The organism is Chitinophaga sp. 10T418, assembly GCF_056394125.1.
Genome location: NZ_JBFTHG010000003.1, coordinates 870,070 through 893,538, shown reverse-complemented (window position 1 = coordinate 893,538; position 23,469 = coordinate 870,070). Strand labels below are relative to the sequence as shown.

Here is a 23,469-nt window from a genome sequence, read left to right as displayed (position 1 = left end):
CTTGTGCGAAATTTAATCATTTTCTTTAGGCGATACTTTAACTTCTTCTTATTTCTGCTGCTGGAAGTGATTTGTCTGGTATTGGTGTTCCAGCATAATAATTTTCAGCGAACAGCCTACCTCAGTTCCGCTAACGATGTCAGCGGTAAGTTATATGACAAGTATAATAATGTGCAGTACTATTTTCACCTGAAGTCGACCAACGATAGCCTGGTGAACGAAAACATGCGACTGCATAATGCCCTGCGAACCAGCTACGACAGTATGATTACCACCAACGGGGTGAAAATCGATACGGTTCGTCAGTACAGCGATGATACCGCCCATAAAGTTATTGGCACACAGATTCGCCGCTATGAATACTTCTCCGCAAAAGTGATCAATAACTCTATCAATAAACCTGTTAACTACATTACCATTCACCGCGGCAGCCTGCAGGGTATCCGTCCTAACATGGGCGTTATCAGCAGCAGTGGCGTAGTAGGTGTGGTAAGAAGTGTGAGTGATAACTATTCTGTGGTATTGTCCATGTTGTCCAAATCCAATTCCGTATCCATCAGCGCCCGTCTGGGACAAGGGAAGGAAATGGGATCTGTACACTGGGATGGTGAAGATGCCGGCTATGCCCTGTTGAAAGATGTACCCAAAAGTGCAAAGATCCACAAAGGTGATACGGTAGTAACCAGTGGTTTCTCTGCCCTGTTTCCTGAAAATATTCCTATTGGTTATGTGGAAAACATTGCCGTAGGAGATAAAGCCAGCACCTCTTTTACTATCCGGTTGAAATTGGCCACCAATTTCTTTAACCTGCAATATGTGTATGTGATAGAAAACCTGCTGAGAGATGAACAACAACGATTGGAAGATTCAACGTATAAGTTGATTAAATGAGTATACTGTTAAGAAATATAATCCGCTTTGTGCTCCTGTTGCTGATACAGGTGTTTGTGCTCAATGAAATATTGCTGCATCAGCTGGTGAGCCCATATCTATACATGCTTTTTATACTGGCATTGCCCTTTAACCTGCCACGCCCTGCGCTGATGCTCATGGGTTTGCTGATGGGGCTTTCGTTGGATATGTTTATGAATACTCCTGGTATGCACGCTGCTGCCTGCGTATTCATCGCTTATCTGCGTCCGTTTATTATCAATATCCTATCGCCACAGGGTGGTTTTGAAACTACCCAGAAAACGCCGTCCATGACCAGCATGGGTGTATCGCAATTTCTCATCTATGCCGCGATCCTGGTATTCCTGCACCATGCTGTCTTTTTTTCACTGGAAGTATTTGGTACAGGCAATGTGCTATACCTCTTAATGAAGATCGTCTTTTCAACACTGGCCAGTCTTTTCCTGATTGTACTGTATGAATTGCTGTTCTTCTCGAAGAAATAGTTTCTGCTTTTTAACGTAGGTTTGTAACTTAAATATATCCGTCCTTAATAGCATGTCAGTATTTAATCAGCCCAGGAAGAGAGTAATACAGATGATTATACTTGGGATGGTAATTCTGATCATCACCAGGTTATTCTTTCTGCAAATAGTCGAGAAGAAATACGCCAAGCTGGCGGATGCCAACGCCGTGCTGCGTAAGGTTATATATCCCAGTCGTGGTATTATTTACGACCGGCAAAACCGTAGTATCCTCGGCAATGACGTGTTGTATGACCTCGTAGTAACTCCTGCCAGCGTAAAGAGTATTGATACTGCCTATCTCTGTAATATCTTAAAAATAGATAAAGACGAATTCAGAAAACGTATTTTGACCGCCATCATTAAAAACGGGCGGGTAAGACAATCCGTTTTTGCTCCCCTGCTTGCGCCGGAAGTATTCGGTCAGCTGCAGGAAAGCATGTACCTGTTTTCTCCCGGCTTTGAACTGGTGCCGAGGCAAATCCGCTCCTACCCTTATGCCACTGCGGCCAACATTCTCGGGTATATTGCGGAAATCTCTCCGGCCATGTTAAAAGACACTGCGAACTATAGCTCTTACAACTCCGGTGATTACCTCGGCTTCACAGGTTTGGAGAAAACCTATGAGTCCGTGCTAATGGGACAACGCGGTATACAATACCTGATTAAAGATAATCTCAACAGACCACAGGGTGCTTACGAAAACGGGGAATTTGACAGTGCTGCGATAGCAGGTAAAAACCTCCGGCTCTCCCTGGATATAGAATTGCAGGTATTGGGTGAAAAATTAATGAAGGGTAAATCGGGTAGTATCGTGGCCATAGATCCGCAAACAGGTGGTATCCTGGCCATGGTGAGTGGTCCAAGCTTTGACCCTAACCTGCTTACAGGTCCATACAGAAGCGCCAACTTCAGCAAACTTTATACAGATACCACTAAACCACTCTTTAACCGTGCCATCCAGGCGACCTATCCTCCCGGCTCTACTTTTAAGCCGATGATAGCCCTGGTAGGACTGGATGAAGGGGTTATTACTCCCAGCTTTGGTTACCCCTGCGGAGGGGCCTATTATGGCTGTTCACGACCTATCAAGTGTGAGCACCATGATGCGGGGCACGCTGCCAACCTGCGACTGGCACTATCGCACTCCTGTAACTCCTATTTCTCGCACGTATACCGCTTAAGCGTGGATGCCGGCAAATTCGGAGGAATCAAAGTAGGAGGTATGCAGAAGTGGGCGGATTACATGAATAACTTTGGCTTTGGACATAAAATAGGTGTTGATATTCCCAGTGAAGGCCGCGGGCTGGTACCGGATAAAAAGTACTATGATGCGCGCTACAAAGGCAGCTGGAATTCCTGTACTTCCGTATTTCTCGGGATAGGACAAGGTGAATTGTTGTTAACACCCCTGCAAATGGCCAATGCCATGTGTATTGTAGCCAACCGCGGTTCCTACTATATTCCTCACTTTGTAAGCAGTATCGATAACGACAATACCCATCTGCTGGATAAGTACAAGCAGAAACACGAAGGAGCGCATATTTCCGATTCTGCCTATAGCGCGGTAATTCATGGTATGACAGATGTGGTGGAAAGCGGTACCGGACGTATTGCACAGATTGAAGGGATTACCATTGGCGGTAAAACCGGTACAGCAGAAAACTATGGTATCGTGAATGGTGTCAGGGTTAAGTTGAAGAACCACGCCATGTTCGTGGCCTTTGCACCTGCAGAGCATGCTCGTATAGCCATTGCCGTAGTTGTGGAAAATTCGGGTTTTGGTGCAAAGTATGCGGCGCCTATTGCCAGTTTGATGATGGAAAAGTATCTGAAGGATAGTATCTCTACTAAACGTCAGCCGTTGTTGAAGAGCGTAATGGAAACCGTAACAATAGATCCGGCAATGCTGGCGAAATCGCACCTGGACTCATTGAATAGTAATGCCATTATCAAGAAAAAGAAGCCTTAACCAATCATCGAATAAACCGATTAATATATAATGAACCGCTCGCAAGCCAAACTGACACAAGGGATAGACTGGCCAATAGTTGGCCTGTACCTCGCATTGGTGATCATCGGCATTATGTCCATTTTTGCTGCGGAATACCGGGGGGATGACAACGTATGGCAGGATATTATTCATCCTGGTAAAAACTATTCCCGTCAGTTGATCTGGCTGGGGATATCGCTGGTGCTGGCGGCTATTATCTGGCTTACAGACAGTAAGTTTTTTACAGCCACTGCTAACCTGGCGTATGCGGGAGGGCTGCTACTGTTGTTATTGGTACTGGGAATAGGTAAAGACGTAAAAGGGTCGCATTCCTGGCTGGTGATTGGTGGATTCCAGTTTCAGCCGGCGGAGCTGACCAAACTATGTACTAACCTTGCACTGGCCAAATACCTGTCATCGCAGGAAACCGATTTTACGAAACTACGATCGCGGCTTATTGCGGCGGCGCTCGCCCTCATACCTGCTGGCATCATCATCTTGCAGGATGAAACAGGATTGGCGCTGGTGTACTTTTCCTTCTTCCTCGTGATGTACCGGGAAGGGTTACCTGGTGTGTTACTTGTGATTGCATTTTCGGGTATCGTACTTGTATTGTCGGCCCTGTTAGTAGACCGAACGGTACTCTTTTCCATATTTACCGTGATCACCGCACTGGTCATCTATTTCAGCCGGCGTGAAATAAAGCGAAAGCGATCGAGGCTGGCAGTGATCCTCGGCGTGTATGCTTTCTGCGGCCTGTTCGTGATGTTTATTGTTCCTTTTGCATTTACCAAAGTACTGAAGGACTACCAGGTACGCCGTATTGAAGTAATGCTGGGTAAAGAAAATGATCCTAAAGCGACTTATAATACGCGGCAGAGTATGATTGCGATCGGCTCAGGTGGATTCTGGGGCAAAGGATACCTGAAAGGTACCCAGACCCGCTACGACTTCGTACCTGAACAGAGTACTGACTTTATCTTTTGTACTATAGGAGAAGACTTTGGCTTCTTCGGAAGTGTGATATTCCTGGCTACTTATGTGGCGCTGCTTTTCCGGATCATCTTCGTGGCGGAGCGACAGCGATCGACATTTACGCGAGTCTATGCTTATGGGGTCGCGAGTATCATCTTCTTCCATCTGGCCATTAATATTGCTATGACTATTGGTCTGGCGCCGGTAATCGGGATTCCTTTGCCGTTAGTAAGTTATGGTGGATCATCCCTCATGACGTTTACCATGTTGATATTTATATTACTTCGCCTTGATGCAGACAGGCAGATGGTATTGAGATAGCTTTAGCAGTTAGCTTTTAGCCTTTAGCAAAAATGCAGTGGAGATGGCAACATCTTCGCTGCATTTTTGCTAAAGGCTAAAAGCCAAAAGCTAGTATCTTTGCAAAATGGCACGTATTATTCCATTATCAGAAGGGTCATTTACCGTAGACGGGACCAAGAAATTCCTTCCCTTTAAGCTGGGAACAGATAGCATGCAGGATCGCCCGCATGGTTCATTGCTGGTAGAAATACAGCCGTTCCTGGTGATCACTGACCGCGATTATATTTTATTCGATACCGGTCTGGGATTTCGTAATCCGGATGGGGTATTGCAAATTCATCAGCACCTGATAGATCATGGCATTAATCCCATGGAGATTACTAAAGTATTGATGAGTCATTTACATAAGGATCATTCCGGTGGTGTATCTTCAGAAGATCCCATTACCAGGGAGCGCACCCTTACTTTTCCCAGTGCTACCTATTATGTGAATAATGAGGAGATGTTGTATGCTTTGGAGCACTCTGGTAAATCGTATCTCGCTGAAGATATTATTTTATTACAGCAACGCGATAATGTGGTGTTTACTACCGGCGATGGCACTATAGATGATTATATACACTATGAAGTTACCGGTGGCCATTGTCCTTATCACCAGGTTTTTTTGATAGATGACGGAGAAGATAAAGTGTTTTTTGGGGGAGATGTGGCACCGCAGATATCCCAGATGAAAAGTCGTTTTGCGGCCAAATATGATTACGATGGCAAGCGCAGTATGGAGCTTCGGCAGGAATTCCTGGAACGTGGTAAGCAGGAAGGCTGGACTTTCCTTTTTTATCATGACACTAAAGAACCTTTTGCGAAGTTCTGATAACTTTAGCGGATGGGCTTAAGAGACAAAAGGTCATCCGCTAAAATCCCTCCGCGAATGATCCTCCGCTATAGTCTAAAAGCTAACTGCTAACCGCTAAAAGCTATTCCCATGTATACCTTGTTTGATAGTCTTGCGCTCACCGGGCAGCATGAAATTAAAACATGGCAGCAGCAAGGCCAAAATTGGGCTTCGTATAGTCATTATCGTGAACAGGCCACTCATGAGCTATACATACCGCATACGGTATTGAATCTGATTGTAGCAGGAGAGAAAAGAATGTATGATGGCAAACAGGTGCACGAGTTACATGCCGGCGATGCCTTACTGATTCCGGCCGGGACACTGCTTTGTTCTGAAATATTACCTCCCCGGAAGCAGTATAGCAGCATTAACCTGGTGATACCGGACGAGGTAATACTCGCAGCACTGGCAAATAAAAAAAGACGCCTGGAGGCTCATTCCAAAGCGCTCACTACCTTACCGGCAGATCCGCAATGGCATCACTTTACCCAATCGCTATTACCCTATTTTTCAGCGGAGCATCCTGCTCCTGACCATTACGAAATTATTTCCCGGGCCTTATACCTGATCAATAAAAATGAATCGATAAGTGCCATGCTGGCGAAAGCGGTGAAATACCCGTTGCCGGAGGTAATGGAAAAGTTATGTACAGCGTTGCCGGAAGTGCGGCTGATGGAGGAAATGGCGGCTATGGGACATATGAGTACCGCTACTTTGAAACGTCGTTTCCGGGAATTATATCATTGCGCTCCTATGGGGTGGATATGGGAAAAGCGGTTGCAGATGGCGGGGTTTCTACTACGTACCACGCAGCAGCCGATTCCTGAAATAGCTTATAGTACTGGTTTTGAGGACATCACCCACTTTTACCGGCAGTTCCGGCGCAGCTTTAAGGTAACGCCGCTGCAATGGCGCAATATGGAAAATGATCTTTTCAGCAAATAGTCCGATGGGCTAAAGCGCTACATTGCAGGAAAAAAACAGTCATGCAAAATCTGACCAACTTTGGCGAAGCCTGGCTCCGGGCATGGAATTCACACGACCTGGAAGAAATTTTATCGCACTATGATGCGGACATCCTCTTTTATTCTCCTCTTATCAAAAAGATTAATAATGATCCAGCAGGTTGTATCAGGGGAAAGGAAAACTTACGTGCTTACTTCAGTAAGGGATTGGCAGCGTATCCCAACTTACATTTTGAGTTGTATCATATCCTGGAAGGCGTAAATTCAGTGGTGCTTTATTATAAGAGTGTGAATGATATGCTCAGTGCGGAGCTGATGGTGTTAAATGAAGAGGGGCTGGTATGTGAAGTGAGGGCGCATTATAAGTAAGAATTACGAGTTATGAATTACGAATTACGGGCTTCAGATTCGTAGTTCGTAATTCTAAAATCTTCTCCTTGGGCCTCCACCCTGCCCCATTCTGTTCATTCGTTGTCTGTTTACATGATTGATCATGATGGTCCGGAACTCTCTTTCCGTTTTGAAAACCATGCCTGCTTTCCTGCCGGGCAATACCCGTTGAAACTCTGTATTGTAGCGGGAGCGGATGTCCAGCATTCTTTTTTCGTAGGTGAGTTCCTTATCCATATTTCTGCGGGCAGCGTCATCGGCGTTGTCGGAGGATAATTTTTCCTGGTCTCTTTTCTGATGGCGTTCCGCAATAAGTTGTTCTACTTCGCGGGTATAGTTATTATATACAGGTAAGAATTTTTGTGCTTCTTCCGTGGTGAGATCGAGTTTTTTGGATAGGTATTCTATCTGAATAGCTCTTATTTTTTCAGCGGGATCATCGGATGGGGGTTGTTGTGCGCTACTGACACCCATGGTGAATAGTAGCACTAACATTGCAATCCATATAAAGCTAAAACGTTTCATCATTTCTTTTCAGGTAACACTTCCTTTGATAAATCTGTTTGTTGCAGGTATTTTTCGATGGCTTCCAGCGGAACGGCTTCGTTTAGCTGGTTTTGCACCGGGGTTGATTCCACAGAAACGGAGGATGCAAAAATAGCATCATTATCAAAGGGATCGGTGTGGGTTTGCAGGTATTCAACGATATCTTGGTCGTTAAGGTCTTCCAGTTGTTTTTCTATTATTTTGCCATGGGTATTATCATCGGATATTATAAACAGGATGGCGCTGCTACCCATTAAAGCGGTTAAGCAGGCGGCTACTGTCCATTTAATCCAGGTACTTGCCTTGTTCCGGTGTACTACCCGCAGTGGGGTGGCAGGCAGCAGGTGATTGACCTGCAGGGATTCAAAATAGCCTTCGGGCACCGTAAAAGGTACCTGCCTTGGTATAGCAGCCAGGAAAGGGGAAAGGGATGCCAGTTCTGATGATACAGTGCTGGTCTCTTCGGCTTTGATGCGTTGCATGATGGTTTGTGACAGCCCATCAAAATAACCGGCAGGAATGGTTGGGTTTTGTAGAACAGCAGGCGTGCCGGAACGTAGGTTTTCCAGCTGAATTTGCAGCATGATAGCGGCAGGCAGTTGTTCAAAATAGCCTGTCGGCACCGTAAAAGGTGCTTCAGCCGGCCAGTTGACATCTGGTGCTATCTGCATTAATTCGTTCGCTATGTAGGTCTGCTTGTTCATATACTGTTTTTTAGACAGTGAAGGGATTTAATAGTTTAATGCCATTTTAATCTTTTGGTAAATTTCTTTAAAAATCGCTTAAAATAAATATTTGTAAAATTACATGTCAGCTCCTTTCCGTATGTATTCTTCTATCTTTTTTACGGCATGGTGATAAGAGGCTTTCAGTGCGCCTTCGGACGTTTCCAGCACTTTACTCATTTCTTCGTAAGGCATTTCGTCATAATAGCGCAGGTTAAATACAATCCTTTGTTTATCGGGTAAACTGAGTATAGCTCTCTGTAGCTTCCATTCCAGTTTATTCGGGTCAAACTGGGGATCTGCCCTGAGTTTATTGCTTAAACCGCTTTCGACTTCCGACAGGGAAATGGATGTTTTACGTTTTTGTTGTTCCAGGAAAGTCAGACTTTCATTGGTGGCTATTTTATATAGCCAGGTATATAATTGTGCATCCTCCCGGAAGTTTTCCAGGTTTTTCCACACTTTTATGAATACATTTTGCAGCACGTCATTGGCATCATCGTGATCCATTACCATTCTGCGAATATGCCAGTAAAGCCTTTCCTGGTACTTCTGGATGATCAGGGTAAATCCTTTCTCCTTTGTATCAGATATGCGGTATAATGCTAATAACGTTTTATCGTCCTGTGAAACGGCCATAGGTTAAATGGTTCTTAACAGGTTATATTTAGATGAATATAAATAAAAACCCACTCATGAGACCAATACTTTCACAGAAAGTTTAATATAGAAAAAAGATTAGCGAAGACAGTAGCGGGTATCCACTTCCATCTTCGCTAATCTTTTAATCAAATATAAAATCGCGTTATGCTTTCTTTTTTCTGGCTATTGCTTTTTCGGCGGCAGCCACGATATGATCTGCATCCAGGCCATATTTTTTCAACAGATCCAGTGGTTTACCACTTTCGCCGAAAGTATCGTTGGTACCTACATATTCAATAGGAACTGGGATATGGCGGGAGGCTACCTGTGCAATACTATCACCAAGACCACCGAGTACGTTATGCTCTTCCGCAGTTACGGCACAACCGGTTTTAGTGAGAGAGGCAATAACAGCTGCTTCATCCAGTGGTTTAATCGTGTGGATGTTGATGATTTCAACGCTGTATCCTTTTTCTTCCAGTACTTTACCTGCTTCGATGGCGATCCACACCAGGTGGCCGCAGGCGAACAGGGTAATATCTGTTCCTTCGTGCAGGATCTGTGCTTTACCTACTTCAAATTTCTGGTCTTCTGCCGTGAAGTTAGGCCATTTCGGGCGGCCGAAACGAAGATATACCGGACCTTCATAATCAGCGATAGCGATAGTAGCTGCTTTGGTTTGATTGAAATCGCAAGGCACGATTACGGTCATTCCAGGCAACATTTTCATCATGCCGATATCTTCCAGGATCTGGTGAGTAGCGCCATCTTCACCCAGGGTAAGACCTGCGTGGGAAGCACATATTTTTACATTTTTATTGGAATAGGCTACTGACTGACGGATCTGGTCATATACCCTACCGGTAGAAAAGTTGGCAAAAGTGGTGGTATAGGGGATTTTGCCGCCAATGGTTAAACCAGCTGCAATACCTATCATATTGGCTTCAGCGATACCTACCTGTACAAAACGATCAGGAAATTCTTTAATAAATGCGTTCAGTTTCATGGAACCGAGCAAGTCGGCTGTCAGTGCAACTACGTTAGGGTTTTTACGACCTACTTCCAATATACCTTCACCAAACCCGCCGCGGGTTTCTTTTTCATTTAGTGGTTGAATATCTTTTACCATTATGGTCTTTTTAAAATTGAAGTATAAAAGTAAACATTAAAAAGTGATGATCCTAGTTACTCAGCACTTTATTGCGAAGGCTTACTTCCCATTGCCAGGCAGTGCGCATACTGTCTTCTATACCTATCTCGGGTGACCAGTGGAGCTTTTCTTTGGCTTTGTTGTTATTGGCATAAATAGAGATGACATCGCCTTCTCTGCGTGGGCCGGTAGTATAATTCAGTTTTATACCGGATATTTTCTCAAATGCTTTGATCGCTTCCAATACGGTTACGCCATTGCCGGTACCCAGGTTGAAAATCTCGCAGTTGCTTTCATTGCGGTGTTCAATCAGGTATTGCAGTGCTTTCGTGTGTGCATTGGCGATATCCATTACATGGATATAGTCGCGCACGCAGGAGCCATCGCGGGTATCGTAATCGGTACCAAAAACGGTCATTTTAGGGATTTTTCCAATGGCTGTTTGGGTGATTACAGGTACCAGGTTATCCGGTTTTCCCAGTGGCAGTTCACCTATGAGTGCGGAAGGGTGGGCACCTACCGGGTTGAAATACCGGAGCAGTATAGATTGGGTATCATTTACCCGGCTATAGTCTTCAATGATCTGTTCACCAATTTGCTTGGTGCGGGCGTATGGCGACTGTGCTTCACCGAGCGGCGTTGTTTCCACTACCGGTAAGTCTTTGGTATTACCATAAACAGAGCAGGAAGACGAGAATACCAGGTTAGGTACGTTATACTCTTTTACACATTTGAGCACATTGATAAGAGATGTCAGGTTATTCTGAAAATACATCAGGGGCTCTGTAACAGATTCTCCCACTGCTTTCAGTGCTGCAAAATGGATCACACCAACAATATCTCTGTTTTCATGAAATACTGCGTTGGTATCTTCCAGGTTACAAAGATCTACTTTGTAATTGCGTACCTTTTTCCCGGTAATTTTTTCAATACCATCTAATAATTGGGTGCTGCTCCTGATGTTACTGTCTACAGACACTACATCAAATCCATTATTGATCAGATCTACAATAGTATGTGCGCCGATATAGCCACACCCACCCGTAACAAGAACCTTCATGATATTTCAGATTTACTTTATTAGTTATTTCAGAATATTTTTTTGTTTGAGTACTGTTTCGAGATATGCCCCGTAGCCGCTTTTAAGCAAAGGTTTTGCCAGTTCTTTCAATTGGTCACCATTGATAAATCCTTTACGGAAGGCAATTTCTTCGATACAGGCAATTTTTATTCCTTGTCTTTGTTCTATCACCTGTACAAACTGTGATGCCTGCATCAGCGAGTCAAAGGTACCGGTATCCAGCCACGCTGTACCGCGGGGTAAGATAGAAACTTTTAATTTTCCGCGTTGTAAATATTCTTTATTKACGTCTGTAATTTCGTATTCACCGCGGGGGCTGGGTTCCAGGTTTTTAGCAATTTCCACTACGCTGTTGTCGTAGAAATAGAGGCCTGGTACCGCATAGTTTGACTTCGGCTGTTCTGGTTTTTCTTCAATGGATAATACTTTCATATCATCTCCGAATTCCACCACGCCATATCTTTCCGGGTCAGATACCTGGTAGGCATATACGATACCACCATCAGGATTGGCATTGTGGGCCAGTTGGGTCCCGAGACCGGCGCCATAGAAAATATTGTCTCCCAATACGAGTGCTACGCTATCCTTACCGATAAATTCTTCTCCTATCACAAATGCCTGGGCCAGCCCATTGGGGTTTGGCTGTTCTGCATAGCTGAGATTCAGCCCAAGTTGTTGGCCGTTACCAAAAAGGCGTTGAAAAGCGGGCAGGTCATGTGGTGTGGAAATGATCAGGATATCCTTTATTCCCGCCAGCATCAAAGTAGACAGCGGGTAATAGATCATTGGTTTATCATACACCGGCATTATTTGTTTGCTGATAGCATACGTAATGGGGTGCAACCGGGTGCCGGAACCGCCGGCCAGGATAATTCCTTTCATTTGCAAGATCAATTTTTGATGGTCACTAACTGKTAGCTTTCTAAATCAGTAGAAAACCGCACAAAAATAGCGGCTCTGTTTCAAATAGCATGTTTTTTTTATAAAAAAAAGCTCTCCGTAAAGACCGGAGAGCTTTTCAAATATTTTAATGATCATCTGTTAAATAAAGAAATTTACGATGAAATAGGTGAAAGCAGCCAGTAATCCACTGATGGGAATAGTTAAAACCCATGCCCAGAGGAGGGAAACGGTTACACCCCAACGAACAGCAGATAATCTTTTAGTAGCACCTACTCCCATGATAGCACCGGTGATAACGTGGGTGGTACTGGCGGGAATACCCAGGTGTTCTGTGAGGAACAGGGTAATAGCGCCGGACGTTTCCGCGGCAACACCTTCCAATGGTGTTACTTTGGTGATACGTGTACCCATGGTTTTTACGATTTTCCAACCACCACTCATGGTACCGAGTGCGATACAGGTAAAGCAGGCCAGTGGTACCCAGTCTGGCATTTCCTTGATACTGCCGATATAACCGGCAGATACCATGGCAGCAGAGATGATACCCATTACTTTTTGTGCATCGTTACTACCGTGTCCAAGGCTCAATGCAGCGGAAGATGCCAGCTGCAGGCGTTTGAACCAGCTTTCTGCGCGGTAGGGATTTGCCTTGCGGCAGATATTTACAATGATCAGGGTAATAATAAAAGCCACCACCATACCTATCAGCGGTGCCAGTACGATGAAATATACGGTAGGTAATACTTTATGAAAATTGATTACATCAATATTGCCATGGGAGGCAGTTACCGCTGCACCAATGAAACCACCGATCAGTGTATGAGAGGAGCTGGAGGGAATGCCCAGCCACCAGGTAAAGAGGTTCCAGGTAATGGCGGCCACCAGGCCGCAAAGGATTACTTTCAGCGTAATGAACTGTTCAAATACGGAGCTGGCTACAGAATTGGCTACTTTGAACTCGCCGATGATATATTTGGCAATAAAAAAAGCCGCAAAGTTGAAAACTGCGGCCCAGAGTACTGCCTGAAATGGCGTCAGTACCTTGGTCGACACAATTGTGGCGATAGAATTGGCGGCATCATGGAAACCATTGATATAGTCAAAGATGAAGGCCAGTATGATAATTACTACTAATAAAGTCATGACTTAGGGAGAATTATGCGTTCAGAACTGTATTTCCCTTATCAGGAGTACTTGATAATAATGGTTTCTATTACATTGGCGCAGTCTTCGCACTTGTCTGTAGCGATTTCCAGGGCCTGGTAGATTTCACGCATTTTAATCAGTTCTGCCGCATTTTGTTCGGTGTCGAACAAATCGGCGATGGCCATGTCATAAATATCATCAGCATGGTTTTCCAGGCTGTTGATCTTTACGCAGGCATCAGTAATGATGCGCATATTCTGCATATTGCGCAGTTCGGGGATAGCTTTGGCAAGTTCCAGTACACCCAGGTGGATTAATTCAGCCAGCTTACGGATGCTGTCATTGATGTAATGTACTTTGTAGAGGTCCATTCTTTTGGCGGAACCATGGATGTAATCAGCTACATCATCCAGTGTGGCAGCCAGGTAATGAATATCTTCCCGGTCAAATGGGGTAATGAAGTTTTGTCCGAGTTCTACAAATATGCGGTGGGTGTAATCATCATTTTTGTGCTCCAGGCGCTCTATCAGATGCACTTTATCTTTTCTCACAGCCAGATCAGTAGTGGCAACCAGCTCATTGAGCACAGTGGCCATTTCTACAAGATTGGAAGCTACGTCTTCAAACAAAGAATAAAATACCCGGTCTTTCGGCATGAATAGTTTAACAAAAGAATTGAAGCCTCCCATACGTTTGAGTTTATAATTTGCCGCAAAATTAGCTTTCTCGATCTATCCCTACCAGCAAAAAACGCGAATTAATAATTCCTTAACACTGGATTAATATAAAAGTAATATAGCGATTTTTCCTTTGCATAGAAAATTATACTCATAAACAGGCTGCCTACAACCTGTACATACCGCCTATAAATGTCAGACAAACGCCCATTAGATATTGCCGTCATCTCAGATGTACATCTGGGAATTTACGGGTGCCACGCCAAAGAACTGATCCAGTACCTGGATAGTATTGAGCCGCGGATACTGGTACTGAACGGGGATATTATCGATATCTGGCAATTTAGTAAACGTTATTTCCCAAAAGCCCATACCAAGGTAATCCGGAAAATTCTGAAGATGATCGGCAAAGGAACCGAGGTGTATTACCTGACAGGAAACCATGACGAGGCACTGCGTAAATACGCCGGCTTTGAACTGGGCAACTTTACGATCGACAACAAGCTTGTGCTGGAGGTAGATGGGAAAAGGCACTGGTTCTTTCATGGCGACGTATATGATGTGACCATGAAAAACTCCAAATGGCTGGCGAAACTGGGAGGTAAAGGGTACGACCTGTTAATTATCCTGAATCGCCTGGTGAATAATGTGCTGGAAAGCTTTGGCCGGGAAAAGATGTCTTTTTCCAAAAAAGTGAAGCAGGGTGTGAAAACGGCGGTTAAGTTTATTTCCGATTTTGAACAAACAGTTGCTGAAATCGCAGCGGATAAGGATTTTGATGTAGTGTGCTGTGGGCATATCCACCAGCCGCTGATCAAAGAAATGCAGGTGGGCGATAAAACGGTGACTTACCTGAATTCAGGTGATTGGGTAGAAAGCCTAACATCTCTCGAATATATAAACCAGCAATGGACCCTGTACCAGCACCCTGTTACCAAATCCAAAATTGTACTGGCGGAAGATGAGGATGATGCTGCTAATGACTGGGACGCCACCCGTATCATTACTTTCCCCGGAAGCTGATGCCTGTGCGGAATGCTGCCGGATTGCTGCTGCCCCGATTACTTTTACCGTAGCATCGTTAATGCCACTGCCCCGGTTGTTGTTTGCAACAATTCTTAAGCAGTTGATATTTATTACATTTATTATTTTATTATATATTTATATTTAGATATTATTTTCACAAAATCATAACAAGCGCTTAATATTAAATTAAAAGTAGACTCCTAAGTTTGCCAGAGAAATAATTAAGTGTGACGATAGTGTACATTTAAAAAAGCAGAAAAACAGCTAGATGAAAGTATTGAAGTTACATCCTTTAATGACGATCTCCCTATTGCAAATGCAAATCCAGCGTTTGCTCTTTTGCAATGTGGCAGTGTATGTGCGTAACTCGCTGGCAAATGCTTTTGACACCCTGAAAGAAGCCGGATTTGAAGAGGAGATCCTGATAGAGTTCCCGATAGATGAAACGCTGAGTTTGCGTGAATTTGAGGAAGAAGTGGAAGAACGGTTTAATTTTTCGCTGGAATTGTGCAATAAGGACAACAAACCTTTTATGAACAAGAGCCAGCACTTATTCCAGATAGCCAGCCCTGCAGCTGATAAAAAGGAAGACCGTAACTATCAACTGGATATTTCCCTGGATATGCTGATGAATAATAACCGGCAGTCGCCCCAGCAGAATATGTGGTAACTGCTTCCTGTTTTTATAATGCTCCGGGAGATGTATTTCTCCGGGTCTGTTCTTTAGCCCGTATCTGTTTTCTCCTTTTTGTATGTTTGTAGCCGTTAGCCCCTGATAAATAAAATCACCAATTAACATGCTGGTAATATTCTCTTAACAATGTGGTAATGTCATGCCAATACTTTTGTCAATGGAATTAAAGAAGTATTGAAAAATTAATGAAGTAGCAAAGTATAGGAACCCTATTTTGTAACTGTATCATAATACGGTTTTGTTAACTGTTCGCCCATATATTCACTGCTTACGGAAACATACTTATCATATTTCTTCACCATGTCATTTTCAAAATTTTTGCAATAGTTGTATTTTATACAATAGATTCATAAACTGAACCCAATACCGCCCGGGTTTCTACCCGGACGGTTTTTATTAGTTACGGGATTATTTTCCCAGTTTAGCCATGTATTTTTCCGGTGCTTTTTCGAATACGCCTTTGCAGGTAACAGAACAGAAATGCACCGTATCTCCTTTATACACCGCCCATTCTTTATAACTGGTATCATAAGGCATCTCACATACCGGGTCGGGTAATTTGCCATTGGCATTTGCCACCGGCTTCTCTGTTGCCGCGGCAGGTGTTGCCGGCATTGCATTGTTTTCAGCAGGTTTGTTTTGTTGGGCACAGGCAAACAGGAATAATGCGCTACCGATGAAGAATATATATTTCATACTATTTTTTTTACGAAGGTATTGATAAAAAAAATTACGGATTTGTGAGAAGCACCTGCTTCTTACAAATCCGTAATGCTATAAGGAGCCGTGTTATTACCAGATAACTACGCGGTCTGCTTCAGGTAAAACCATTTTATTGCCTGGAGCACAACCCCATGCTGCCTGGAATTCAGCCAGGTGAGGTAATGGTCCGTTGATGCGGAACCTTGCCGGTGAGTGTGGATCTGTCTGGATCTGATTGCGGAGGGCTGCATCGGTAATATTACCATGCCATACCTGCGCCCAGCCCAGGAAGAAACGCTGCTGCCAGGTAAATCCTTCAATAGGTTTAGGTTCGCCTTTGCCTGCAAAAGATTTCACCAATGCATGATAAGCCAGGGTTAAACCACCCAGATCGGCTACGTTTTCACCAATGGTCAAAGCACCATTTATTTTGAAGCCAGGTAAAGCTTCCAGCGTGCTGAAGTAATCAATGTAACGTTTGGTGAGCTTATCAAAATTTTTACGATCAGCTTCTGTCCACCAGTTTTTCAGGTTACCTTCTGCATCAAACTGAGAACCCTGATCATCGAAACCATGGGTAAACTCGTGACCTATTACAGCAATGATACCGCCGTAGTTGATGGCATCGTCTGCATTAGGATTGTAGAAAGGAGGCTGGAGGATACCTGCCGGGAATACTACTTCGTTGTTTAAAGGGTTGTAATAGGCATTTACCGTTTGAGGAGTCATACCCCATTCGCTTCTGTCTACTGGTTTACCTATTTTTTTAATATTTTCATTGTGCTCATACAGACTTGCTGCTACTACGTTTTCCAGCAGTTTTCCTTTTTCAATATTGATAGAAGAGTAATCTTTCCATTTGTCAGGATACCCAATCTTATAAGTAAAGGAAGATAATTTTTTGTGTGCCATCAGTTTGGTAGAATCGCCCATCCAGGTGAGTTTGTCGATTCTTTCGCCATATACTTTGCGCACGTTTTCGATCATTTCAGATACTTTCTGTTTGCTGCTTTCAGGGAAGTATTTCTTGGCAAACAGTTTACCCAGCGGCATACCCATTTTGGCATCAGTAGAACGGATAGCGCGTTCGGCACGGGTTTTCTGTGCTTTTTTACCGGTCATAACTGTACCAAAGAAATGGAAATTTTCTGTGTCAAAAGACGCAGGCAAATAACCGGCAAATTGGGTGAGCAACTGCCATTTGGTGTATGTTTTCAGTGTTTCTATCGGGATGGTCTTCAGCAGGCCACCTGCTTTGGTCAGATATTCTTTGTTCTGGAGTACAATTGTATCTGCTTTAATATCCTGTTTGGCAGCAAAGTTATCCCAGTCAAAATCGGGAGCCAGTTTTTTCAGGTCAGCATAAGCGGATCTGTTGTAGGTTTTAACCGGATCGCGGAGCTCTACATTGGTGAGCTGTATGTTGGCCAGTTTGGTTTCGAATTCGAGCACTGTTTTACCAGGATTAGCTTCTGTGAAGCCAGCCAGTTTAAACATTTTGTCTACGTGCGACAAAAATTCGTTGCGTACATTTTTAGTAGCAGAATCCTGTCTTTCGTAATAGCTTTTTTCGCCGAGGCTTAAACCACCTTGTCCTTCGTACAGTACATTCATTTTACTGTCTTTTGCATCTGCATCTGCACCGAACCCGGTAAAGGAGGATACACCGATTTTTTGCAGTTCGCCGGTTACGCTGGCCCAGTCAGCCAGTGATTTGATGCCATTAATTTTATCCAGGTAAGGCTGGAGGGGTGTGATGCCGCGTTGCTCAATGGTAGCGGTATCAAGAAAAGATGAGTAATAATCTGCGATCTGTTGTTCTTCCGTACCTTTTTTCAGGTCTGTCTTGCTGGTGATGTCAGCAATAATTCCTTTGAGGCGTACTTCCTTGTTTTCTTTATCGAGGATATTGAATGCTCCCCAGCGACTTTCAGTAGATGGTATAGGATTATTCTTTTTCCAGTTTCCATTTACGTAATTGTCAAAATCATCGCAGGCTTTGGCAGTGGTGTCTATATCGGCCAGGTTAAATGCCGGCACCTTCACGGAGTCTGCTGTTTCTCCCTGGTGCGAGGAACTGTTGGAATTGCAGGCTGCAAAAGTAATCATGGCAGCCAGCAACGGTAGTTTTACCGCATTGGTTTTGTTCATATATAAAACAGGTTTAGTATTTAAAGTTATGGAAAACGGGTCATGTTGCGGCAAAGGTTTTTTATGAACGGCAATCTCCGCCGTGGTGGTGCAGCGGATCAATTCCGATAATCTCTAAATAATTAGGTAGGTTTGTGTTACGTAAATTAAGATATAGATGGATTTCAGGTTTAAATTGTACAGAATCACAACAGCACTAGCATTGATGATATCTGGTTTTTCTGCATTTACGGGTCTTTCCGTAATGCTGTACCAGGGGATTAATACTCCCTCTTTACTGGGGTTGTTGCTGTGGGGCGCCTGTTTCATTCATAGCGTTTTATCCTTATATCTGCAGCGCAGTCTGTTGATACCGGAATTGCCCCTGAAAGAAAATACACCAGGTGGGATCCGTATCATGGGGGTGATAGAATTGTTCTTTTCTTCTTTAATAGTAGTGGCGGGACTGGCATTGATCAGTTTACCGGACAATATTATCAAGGACCTGAAGGCGATGTTACCATCTCCGGAAGAACAAAAGGCCATTACACGTCAAAGTGTACAGGTTTTGGGGGGAATTTGCCTTTTTATGGGCATTACCCTGTTGTTGAATGCGATTTTGTCTTTCCGCTACCTGCGTCAATGGCAGGAAAAGCAACAGCACATTGATATAGCAGAAGAGGAGCCAGAAGCAGAATAAAAAATATCGGGTTATGGAAAAGCGGGAAATAGCCAACAGAGACGACATACAATCATTGATTGATAGTTTTTATGAGAAAGTGAAAGCCGATGAACTGATCGGTTTTATTTTTAATGATGTGGCAAAAGTTGACTGGCCGCATCATCTGCCCATTATGTATGATTTCTGGGAAAGCCTGTTACTGGATGGTAGCAACTATGGCCGGAACGCCATGGATCCTCATTTTAAACTGAATAAGCTGGTGCCGCTGCAGCCGGAATATTTTGACCGCTGGCTGGAGTTGTTTGAAGCTGCTGTAACCACCCTTTTTACAGGAGAAAAGGCTACCCTGGCCATTACCCGTGCCAGGTCCATCAAGGAAATTATGGCGTTTAAAATGAACCAGATCAATCATCCGGGCACCGACAAAAATATCCCGCTCGTTAACCCGGGCAATCACCAATAAAACAATAAGTGTAGTATGCAACCATTAGCGGAGCGGTTAAGACCGGTAACGTTGGATGAACTGGTGGGGCAGGAACATCTTACCGGCAAGGACAGTATTTTAAGAAAAGCGATCGCGCAAGGCATGATCCCTTCGATGATTTTGTGGGGTCCTCCTGGTGTTGGTAAAACTACGATTGCCAATATCATTGCGCATACACTACAGGTACCTTTTTACACCCTCAGCGCCATTTCGGCTGGTGTAAAGGAAGTGAGGGAAGTGATTGAGATGGCAAGAAGACAGCAGCATGCGGTGTTGTTTATTGATGAAATTCACCGTTTTAATAAATCCCAGCAGGATGCCCTGTTAGGTGCCGTAGAAAAAGGTATCATCACCCTCATTGGCGCTACCACCGAAAACCCTTCTTTTGAGGTGAATGCGGCAGTATTATCACGTAGCCAGGTATATGTACTCAAGCCACTGGGCAACGATCAGTTAATGACATTGTTGCAACAGGCCATGGAACGCGATGAATGGCTGCGCAGCAAAAACATTGAATTAAAAGAAACCACCGCCCTGTTTAATATTTCAGGGGGAGATGCCCGCAAACTGCTTAACTTGTTTGAACTGGTAGTGACCACCCTCCAGGAAGATCCGATCGTTATTACAGATAAGAAAGTGATGGATATTGCGCAACAGCGGGTAGCCATTTACGATAAAAGCGGGGAACAACATTATGATATCATTTCCGCTTTTATTAAATCTATTCGTGGTAGTGACCCGAATGCAGCATTATACTATCTCGCCAGAATGATTGATGGCGGAGAAGATGTAAAATTCATCGCACGCCGGTTAGTAATCCTTGCATCCGAAGATATCGGCAATGCCAATCCCAATGCGCAGTTGCTGGCTACCAGTTGTTTCCAGGCTGTGAACCTCATAGGTTACCCGGAATCGAGAATCATCCTCTCGCAATGCGTTACCTATCTCGCGGCTTCTGCTAAAAGCAATGCCGCTGTTACGGCCATCAGCGCAGCACAATCGATCGTTGCTAAAACTGGTGATCTGCCTGTACCGATGCATATCAGGAACGCCCCTACGAAAATGATGAAGCAGATGGGATATGGAGATGGATATGCATACGCACACAGTTACGAAAATAATTTTGTAGTGCAGGAGTTTCTGCCGGATGCAATTAAAGGAACGAAGTTCTATGAACCAGGGAATAACCCGCGGGAAGAAGAGTTGCGGAAGTATCTGAAGAATTTGTGGAAGGAGAAATATAATTATTAAAGCGAAGTTTGTCTTGTCCAGGATTATACTGATTATACTGATTTTTATTTTTCTGATTTAGAACGATGTAAAACGATTAGGGGCATCGCTGAATAATATTTTTATTGATCTCCCTTAATCTTTTAAAAATCATAAAATAAAAATCAGTATAATCAGTATAATCCTGAGTAAGACAAAAACTCTCTCTACTCCCGCTCCTTATCTAAAATTTCAAATGTTTGTTCTACTCTTTCCCCATTCTCATCTACTAATGTAATCGTATGTTTTCCTGCCGCAGGGTGTAATGCCATCTGATGAAATTCAGCGGTGGTACCAATAAAGTTATTGTCCAGGTGCCAGAATATTTTAGCGGAACTGTTACGGTGTGTGGCCGTAAAGATCGTTTGACCCGGCTTTCCATCAATTTCTACGGGTACAAATATTCTCGCGCCGGGTCGTGGATAAATCAGTTCCATGGGTGCTTTATCCTGCCCGAGTGATGCCAGGCATTCCGGTTTGTATGGCGGCAGCTGCTGATAATAATTTTTACTGCGATAATAATATTCCTGAGAAGGCGGTAACACAAACCAGGATTTATGCTGCATAAATTGAGGCGACTCACAGCTTTCTGTAACGCGCCACTGGCCGGTTCTGTCGAGGTGTATTAACTGGTGATACGGACAGATACCCGCCCGCATACCTGCAGCCGGCACATATATAGAATCTCTTTCTTCGCATAATTCACTGGCACGGAAGCCGCTTTTACGGCAGACTTCTACCTTTTTCATTTGGGCATAGGGGGTGTTAAACCATCCGCTGGTATGCAATAAGCGGAATACATCAAATAGTATGGGCGCTGCGGTAGATACGCCAATCAGCCCGGGGCGCCCTTCCCCATCAGCATTACCCACCCATACGCCTACCACATATTGCGGTGTAACGCCAATCGCCCATCCATCGCGAAAGCCAAAGCTGGTACCTGTTTTCCAGGCAACACGCTGTGAGGAAGAGAATTGCTGCCATAGTAATTCTTCCCCGGGACGCATCACTTCTGTCATCGCCTGAAAGGCATACCAGATAGATCCTGCATCCAGCAGCCCATCTTTGCTCAGTCCATATTTCGAAGGACGTTGAATATTCTGCCGGTAGTTAGGTGGATGAATATCGTCCATATCGTATTTCCCTTTGTATTGGTCCATGTGCAGCAATGTGCGGGCCATGCTGGCATACATACCACACATTTCCCACAGTGTAGTTTCTCCGCCACCCAGGATCAATGACAGGCCGTAATGGTCTGCCGGTTTATTGAGTGTAGTAATCCCCATTTTCTGTAATAAGGAATGGAACCGTTCGTAGCGATACTGTTGCAACATGCGTACGGCAGGTATATTCAATGACCTTGCCAGGGCACGGGATGCCGGCACAGCACCGTCATAACCCAGATCAAAATTTTGCGGGGAGTACCCGGCAATTTGTGTGGGGATATCGGGAATCAGGGTATTAGGCAGTATCAGACCATCATTCAGCATGGCGGCATACAGCACCGGTTTCAGGGTGCTGCCGGGACTCCTTCTTGCCTGCACAATATCTACGTGGCTTTCCAGCTCCGGGTCAGAAGGATTATAGATGTTGCCAACATAAGCGAGGGTGTTGCCGGTTTCTACATCCAGCACCAGTACAGCGGCATTGTTAATGCCATTGGCTTTGTAAGCGTTATGATATCGTTCTGCAATAGCAGTGGCGTTGTGTTGCAGGTCGGCCACCACTGTGCTTTGAATGCGGGTAGGGGCGTCTGATTTTTGTTGCAGGTATTCTTTACGGAAAAGGTCCAGTAAATGCGGTGCTTCCTGGGGCAGCGGCAAAGGTTGATCTGGCAAGGGTTCCAGCTTGGCCAGCTGGCAGGTAATGCTATCGATGGTATGTTGATGATATAATTTGGTCAGCAGCTGATTACGTTTATTCAACAACGTTACCCTGTTGCGGCCCGGGTGCACGAGCGCAGGACTGTTAGGAAGAACGGCCAGGGCAGCCATTTCTCCCCATGATAACAAATCTGCTTTACGGCCATAATAACGCCAGGCTGCTGCCTCCAGTCCTACTACGTTGCCTCCGAAAGGCGCATTGGCAGCATATAAAGCAATGATCTTCTTTTTGGATGCAGCAAACTCCAGCCGGGTGGCTAATATCCCTTCCACCATTTTTTGCCAGATATTGCGGGGTTGATTGCGCGACAGGCGTATCACCTGCATGGTTAATGTACTGCCACCACTCACTACTTTTTTACCCCGTATATTTTGATTAATAGCCCTGGCGATCGCAATAGGATCCAGGCCCCAGTGATAATAAAATCGCTTGTCTTCATAAGCAACAATACATTGCTCAAATTTCTGCGGTATATGTGCGTTGTAGGGAAAGCGCCACTGTCCATCCGGAGCTATACTGGCATTGAGCAAATCACCGTTGCTGTCTTCCAGCACATAGGAAGTGGCAGCCGTAAAAAGCTGTTTGGGTAAACAACAATAATACGCGATGAGGAGAATGCCTGCTGCTGTCAGCCACCATTTCTTTTTAAGGCACCATTGTTTGAGTGTATATAGCTTCATCGGGGAATCCGGGTAATAATTTTGTGTGTTCAAAGATAGGGTTAACTTTATAAGTGATACCCATCGGCAAAAAAGTTATTTGTCCCCATCTGAAAAGTTCAATCGTTGTAAG

Annotated in this window: 23 protein-coding genes; 12 read left to right on the top strand and 11 right to left on the bottom strand. The window is 44.3% G+C overall.

Annotated elements, in window-relative coordinates:
- The first annotated feature begins 3 nt into the window (after positions 1-3).
- The 7 genes from mreC (at position 4) to AC1DCV_RS11695 (ending at position 6,915) form a co-directional block, all read left to right on the top strand.
- On the top strand, positions 4-891 hold the full coding sequence (gene mreC / locus AC1DCV_RS11725) for a rod shape-determining protein MreC (RefSeq protein ID WP_477023352.1): 888 nt from the start codon (positions 4-6) through the stop codon (positions 889-891).
- A complete protein-coding gene (gene mreD / locus AC1DCV_RS11720) occupies positions 888-1,397 on the top strand; it encodes a rod shape-determining protein MreD (protein WP_477023351.1) in 510 nt (169 codons plus the stop codon). The genes mreC and mreD overlap by 4 nt, the downstream gene beginning before the upstream one ends.
- Before the next feature lie 52 nt (positions 1,398-1,449).
- Positions 1,450-3,387, top strand: coding sequence for a penicillin-binding protein 2 (mrdA, locus tag AC1DCV_RS11715; protein WP_477023350.1), 1,938 nt, complete (start codon positions 1,450-1,452; stop codon positions 3,385-3,387).
- A gap of 30 nt (positions 3,388-3,417) precedes the next feature.
- Positions 3,418-4,704: a rod shape-determining protein RodA gene (rodA, locus tag AC1DCV_RS11710; protein WP_477023349.1), complete on the top strand. Its 1,287-nt coding sequence runs from the start codon at positions 3,418-3,420 to the stop codon at positions 4,702-4,704.
- A 106-nt stretch (positions 4,705-4,810) separates the two neighbouring features.
- Entirely contained in the window at positions 4,811-5,557 is a 747-nt protein-coding gene (locus tag AC1DCV_RS11705) for an MBL fold metallo-hydrolase (protein ID WP_441573249.1), read from the top strand.
- Between the two features lie 111 nt (positions 5,558-5,668).
- Entirely contained in the window at positions 5,669-6,526 is an 858-nt protein-coding gene (locus tag AC1DCV_RS11700; RefSeq protein WP_477023348.1) for a helix-turn-helix transcriptional regulator, read from the top strand.
- A gap of 41 nt (positions 6,527-6,567) precedes the next feature.
- On the top strand, positions 6,568-6,915 hold the full coding sequence (locus AC1DCV_RS11695; protein ID WP_477023347.1) for a nuclear transport factor 2 family protein: 348 nt from the start codon (positions 6,568-6,570) through the stop codon (positions 6,913-6,915).
- Between the two features lie 54 nt (positions 6,916-6,969).
- On the opposite strand, the gene AC1DCV_RS11690 is transcribed toward AC1DCV_RS11695, so the two are convergent.
- The 8 genes from AC1DCV_RS11690 to AC1DCV_RS11655 form a co-directional block, all read right to left on the bottom strand.
- On the bottom strand, positions 6,970-7,431 hold the full coding sequence (locus AC1DCV_RS11690; RefSeq protein WP_477023346.1) for a hypothetical protein: 462 nt from the start codon (positions 7,429-7,431) through the stop codon (positions 6,970-6,972).
- A gap of 29 nt (positions 7,432-7,460) precedes the next feature.
- Positions 7,461-8,186 (bottom strand): hypothetical protein, encoded by a 726-nt coding sequence (locus AC1DCV_RS11685; protein WP_477023345.1) that lies wholly within the window; start codon positions 8,184-8,186, stop codon positions 7,461-7,463.
- 99 nt (positions 8,187-8,285) lie between these two features.
- Complete coding sequence (locus tag AC1DCV_RS11680; protein ID WP_477023344.1) at positions 8,286-8,846, bottom strand: RNA polymerase sigma factor; 561 nt, start codon at positions 8,844-8,846, stop codon at positions 8,286-8,288.
- 166 nt (positions 8,847-9,012) lie between these two features.
- On the bottom strand, positions 9,013-9,978 hold the full coding sequence (locus AC1DCV_RS11675) for a transketolase family protein (RefSeq protein ID WP_477023343.1): 966 nt from the start codon (positions 9,976-9,978) through the stop codon (positions 9,013-9,015).
- A 52-nt stretch (positions 9,979-10,030) separates the two neighbouring features.
- Positions 10,031-11,059: a UDP-glucose 4-epimerase GalE gene (galE, locus tag AC1DCV_RS11670; RefSeq protein ID WP_441573256.1), complete on the bottom strand. Its 1,029-nt coding sequence runs from the start codon at positions 11,057-11,059 to the stop codon at positions 10,031-10,033.
- 24 nt (positions 11,060-11,083) lie between these two features.
- Positions 11,084-11,962: a glucose-1-phosphate thymidylyltransferase RfbA gene (gene rfbA, locus AC1DCV_RS11665; protein ID WP_441573257.1), complete on the bottom strand. Its 879-nt coding sequence runs from the start codon at positions 11,960-11,962 to the stop codon at positions 11,084-11,086.
- A 159-nt stretch (positions 11,963-12,121) separates the two neighbouring features.
- Complete coding sequence (locus AC1DCV_RS11660) at positions 12,122-13,126, bottom strand: inorganic phosphate transporter (protein ID WP_441573258.1); 1,005 nt, start codon at positions 13,124-13,126, stop codon at positions 12,122-12,124.
- A gap of 41 nt (positions 13,127-13,167) precedes the next feature.
- Positions 13,168-13,818: a DUF47 domain-containing protein gene (locus AC1DCV_RS11655; protein WP_079469694.1), complete on the bottom strand. Its 651-nt coding sequence runs from the start codon at positions 13,816-13,818 to the stop codon at positions 13,168-13,170.
- 180 nt (positions 13,819-13,998) lie between these two features.
- On the opposite strand from AC1DCV_RS11655, the gene AC1DCV_RS11650 reads away from it, so the two are divergent.
- Positions 13,999-14,829, top strand: coding sequence for a UDP-2,3-diacylglucosamine diphosphatase (locus AC1DCV_RS11650; RefSeq protein ID WP_441573259.1), 831 nt, complete (start codon positions 13,999-14,001; stop codon positions 14,827-14,829).
- A 271-nt stretch (positions 14,830-15,100) separates the two neighbouring features.
- Positions 15,101-15,502, top strand: a complete 402-nt coding sequence (locus AC1DCV_RS11645) for a hypothetical protein (protein WP_441573260.1) — start codon at positions 15,101-15,103, stop codon at positions 15,500-15,502.
- 432 nt (positions 15,503-15,934) lie between these two features.
- On the opposite strand, the gene AC1DCV_RS11640 is transcribed toward AC1DCV_RS11645, so the two are convergent.
- Together AC1DCV_RS11640 and AC1DCV_RS11635 are read right to left on the bottom strand one after the other, a co-directional pair.
- Positions 15,935-16,222, bottom strand: a complete 288-nt coding sequence (locus tag AC1DCV_RS11640; RefSeq protein WP_477023342.1) for a YHS domain-containing protein — start codon at positions 16,220-16,222, stop codon at positions 15,935-15,937.
- 96 nt (positions 16,223-16,318) lie between these two features.
- Complete coding sequence (locus AC1DCV_RS11635) at positions 16,319-18,379, bottom strand: M13 family metallopeptidase (protein ID WP_477023341.1); 2,061 nt, start codon at positions 18,377-18,379, stop codon at positions 16,319-16,321.
- A 157-nt stretch (positions 18,380-18,536) separates the two neighbouring features.
- On the opposite strand from AC1DCV_RS11635, the gene AC1DCV_RS11630 reads away from it, so the two are divergent.
- From AC1DCV_RS11630 to AC1DCV_RS11620, 3 genes are read left to right on the top strand one after another with little or no spacing between them, the layout of a single operon-like run.
- Entirely contained in the window at positions 18,537-19,058 is a 522-nt protein-coding gene (locus tag AC1DCV_RS11630) for a hypothetical protein (protein WP_477023340.1), read from the top strand.
- Between the two features lie 13 nt (positions 19,059-19,071).
- Entirely contained in the window at positions 19,072-19,503 is a 432-nt protein-coding gene (locus tag AC1DCV_RS11625; RefSeq protein ID WP_477023339.1) for a group III truncated hemoglobin, read from the top strand.
- Positions 19,504-19,518: 15 nt separating this feature from the next.
- The gene (locus AC1DCV_RS11620; protein ID WP_477023338.1) at positions 19,519-20,775 is read left to right on the top strand and encodes a replication-associated recombination protein A; all 1,257 of its coding nucleotides are present in this window, start codon (positions 19,519-19,521) and stop codon (positions 20,773-20,775) included.
- 185 nt (positions 20,776-20,960) lie between these two features.
- On the opposite strand, the gene pbpC is transcribed toward AC1DCV_RS11620, so the two are convergent.
- A complete protein-coding gene (gene pbpC, locus AC1DCV_RS11615; RefSeq protein ID WP_477023337.1) occupies positions 20,961-23,357 on the bottom strand; it encodes a penicillin-binding protein 1C in 2,397 nt (798 codons plus the stop codon).
- Between the last annotated feature and the right edge of the window lie 112 nt (positions 23,358-23,469).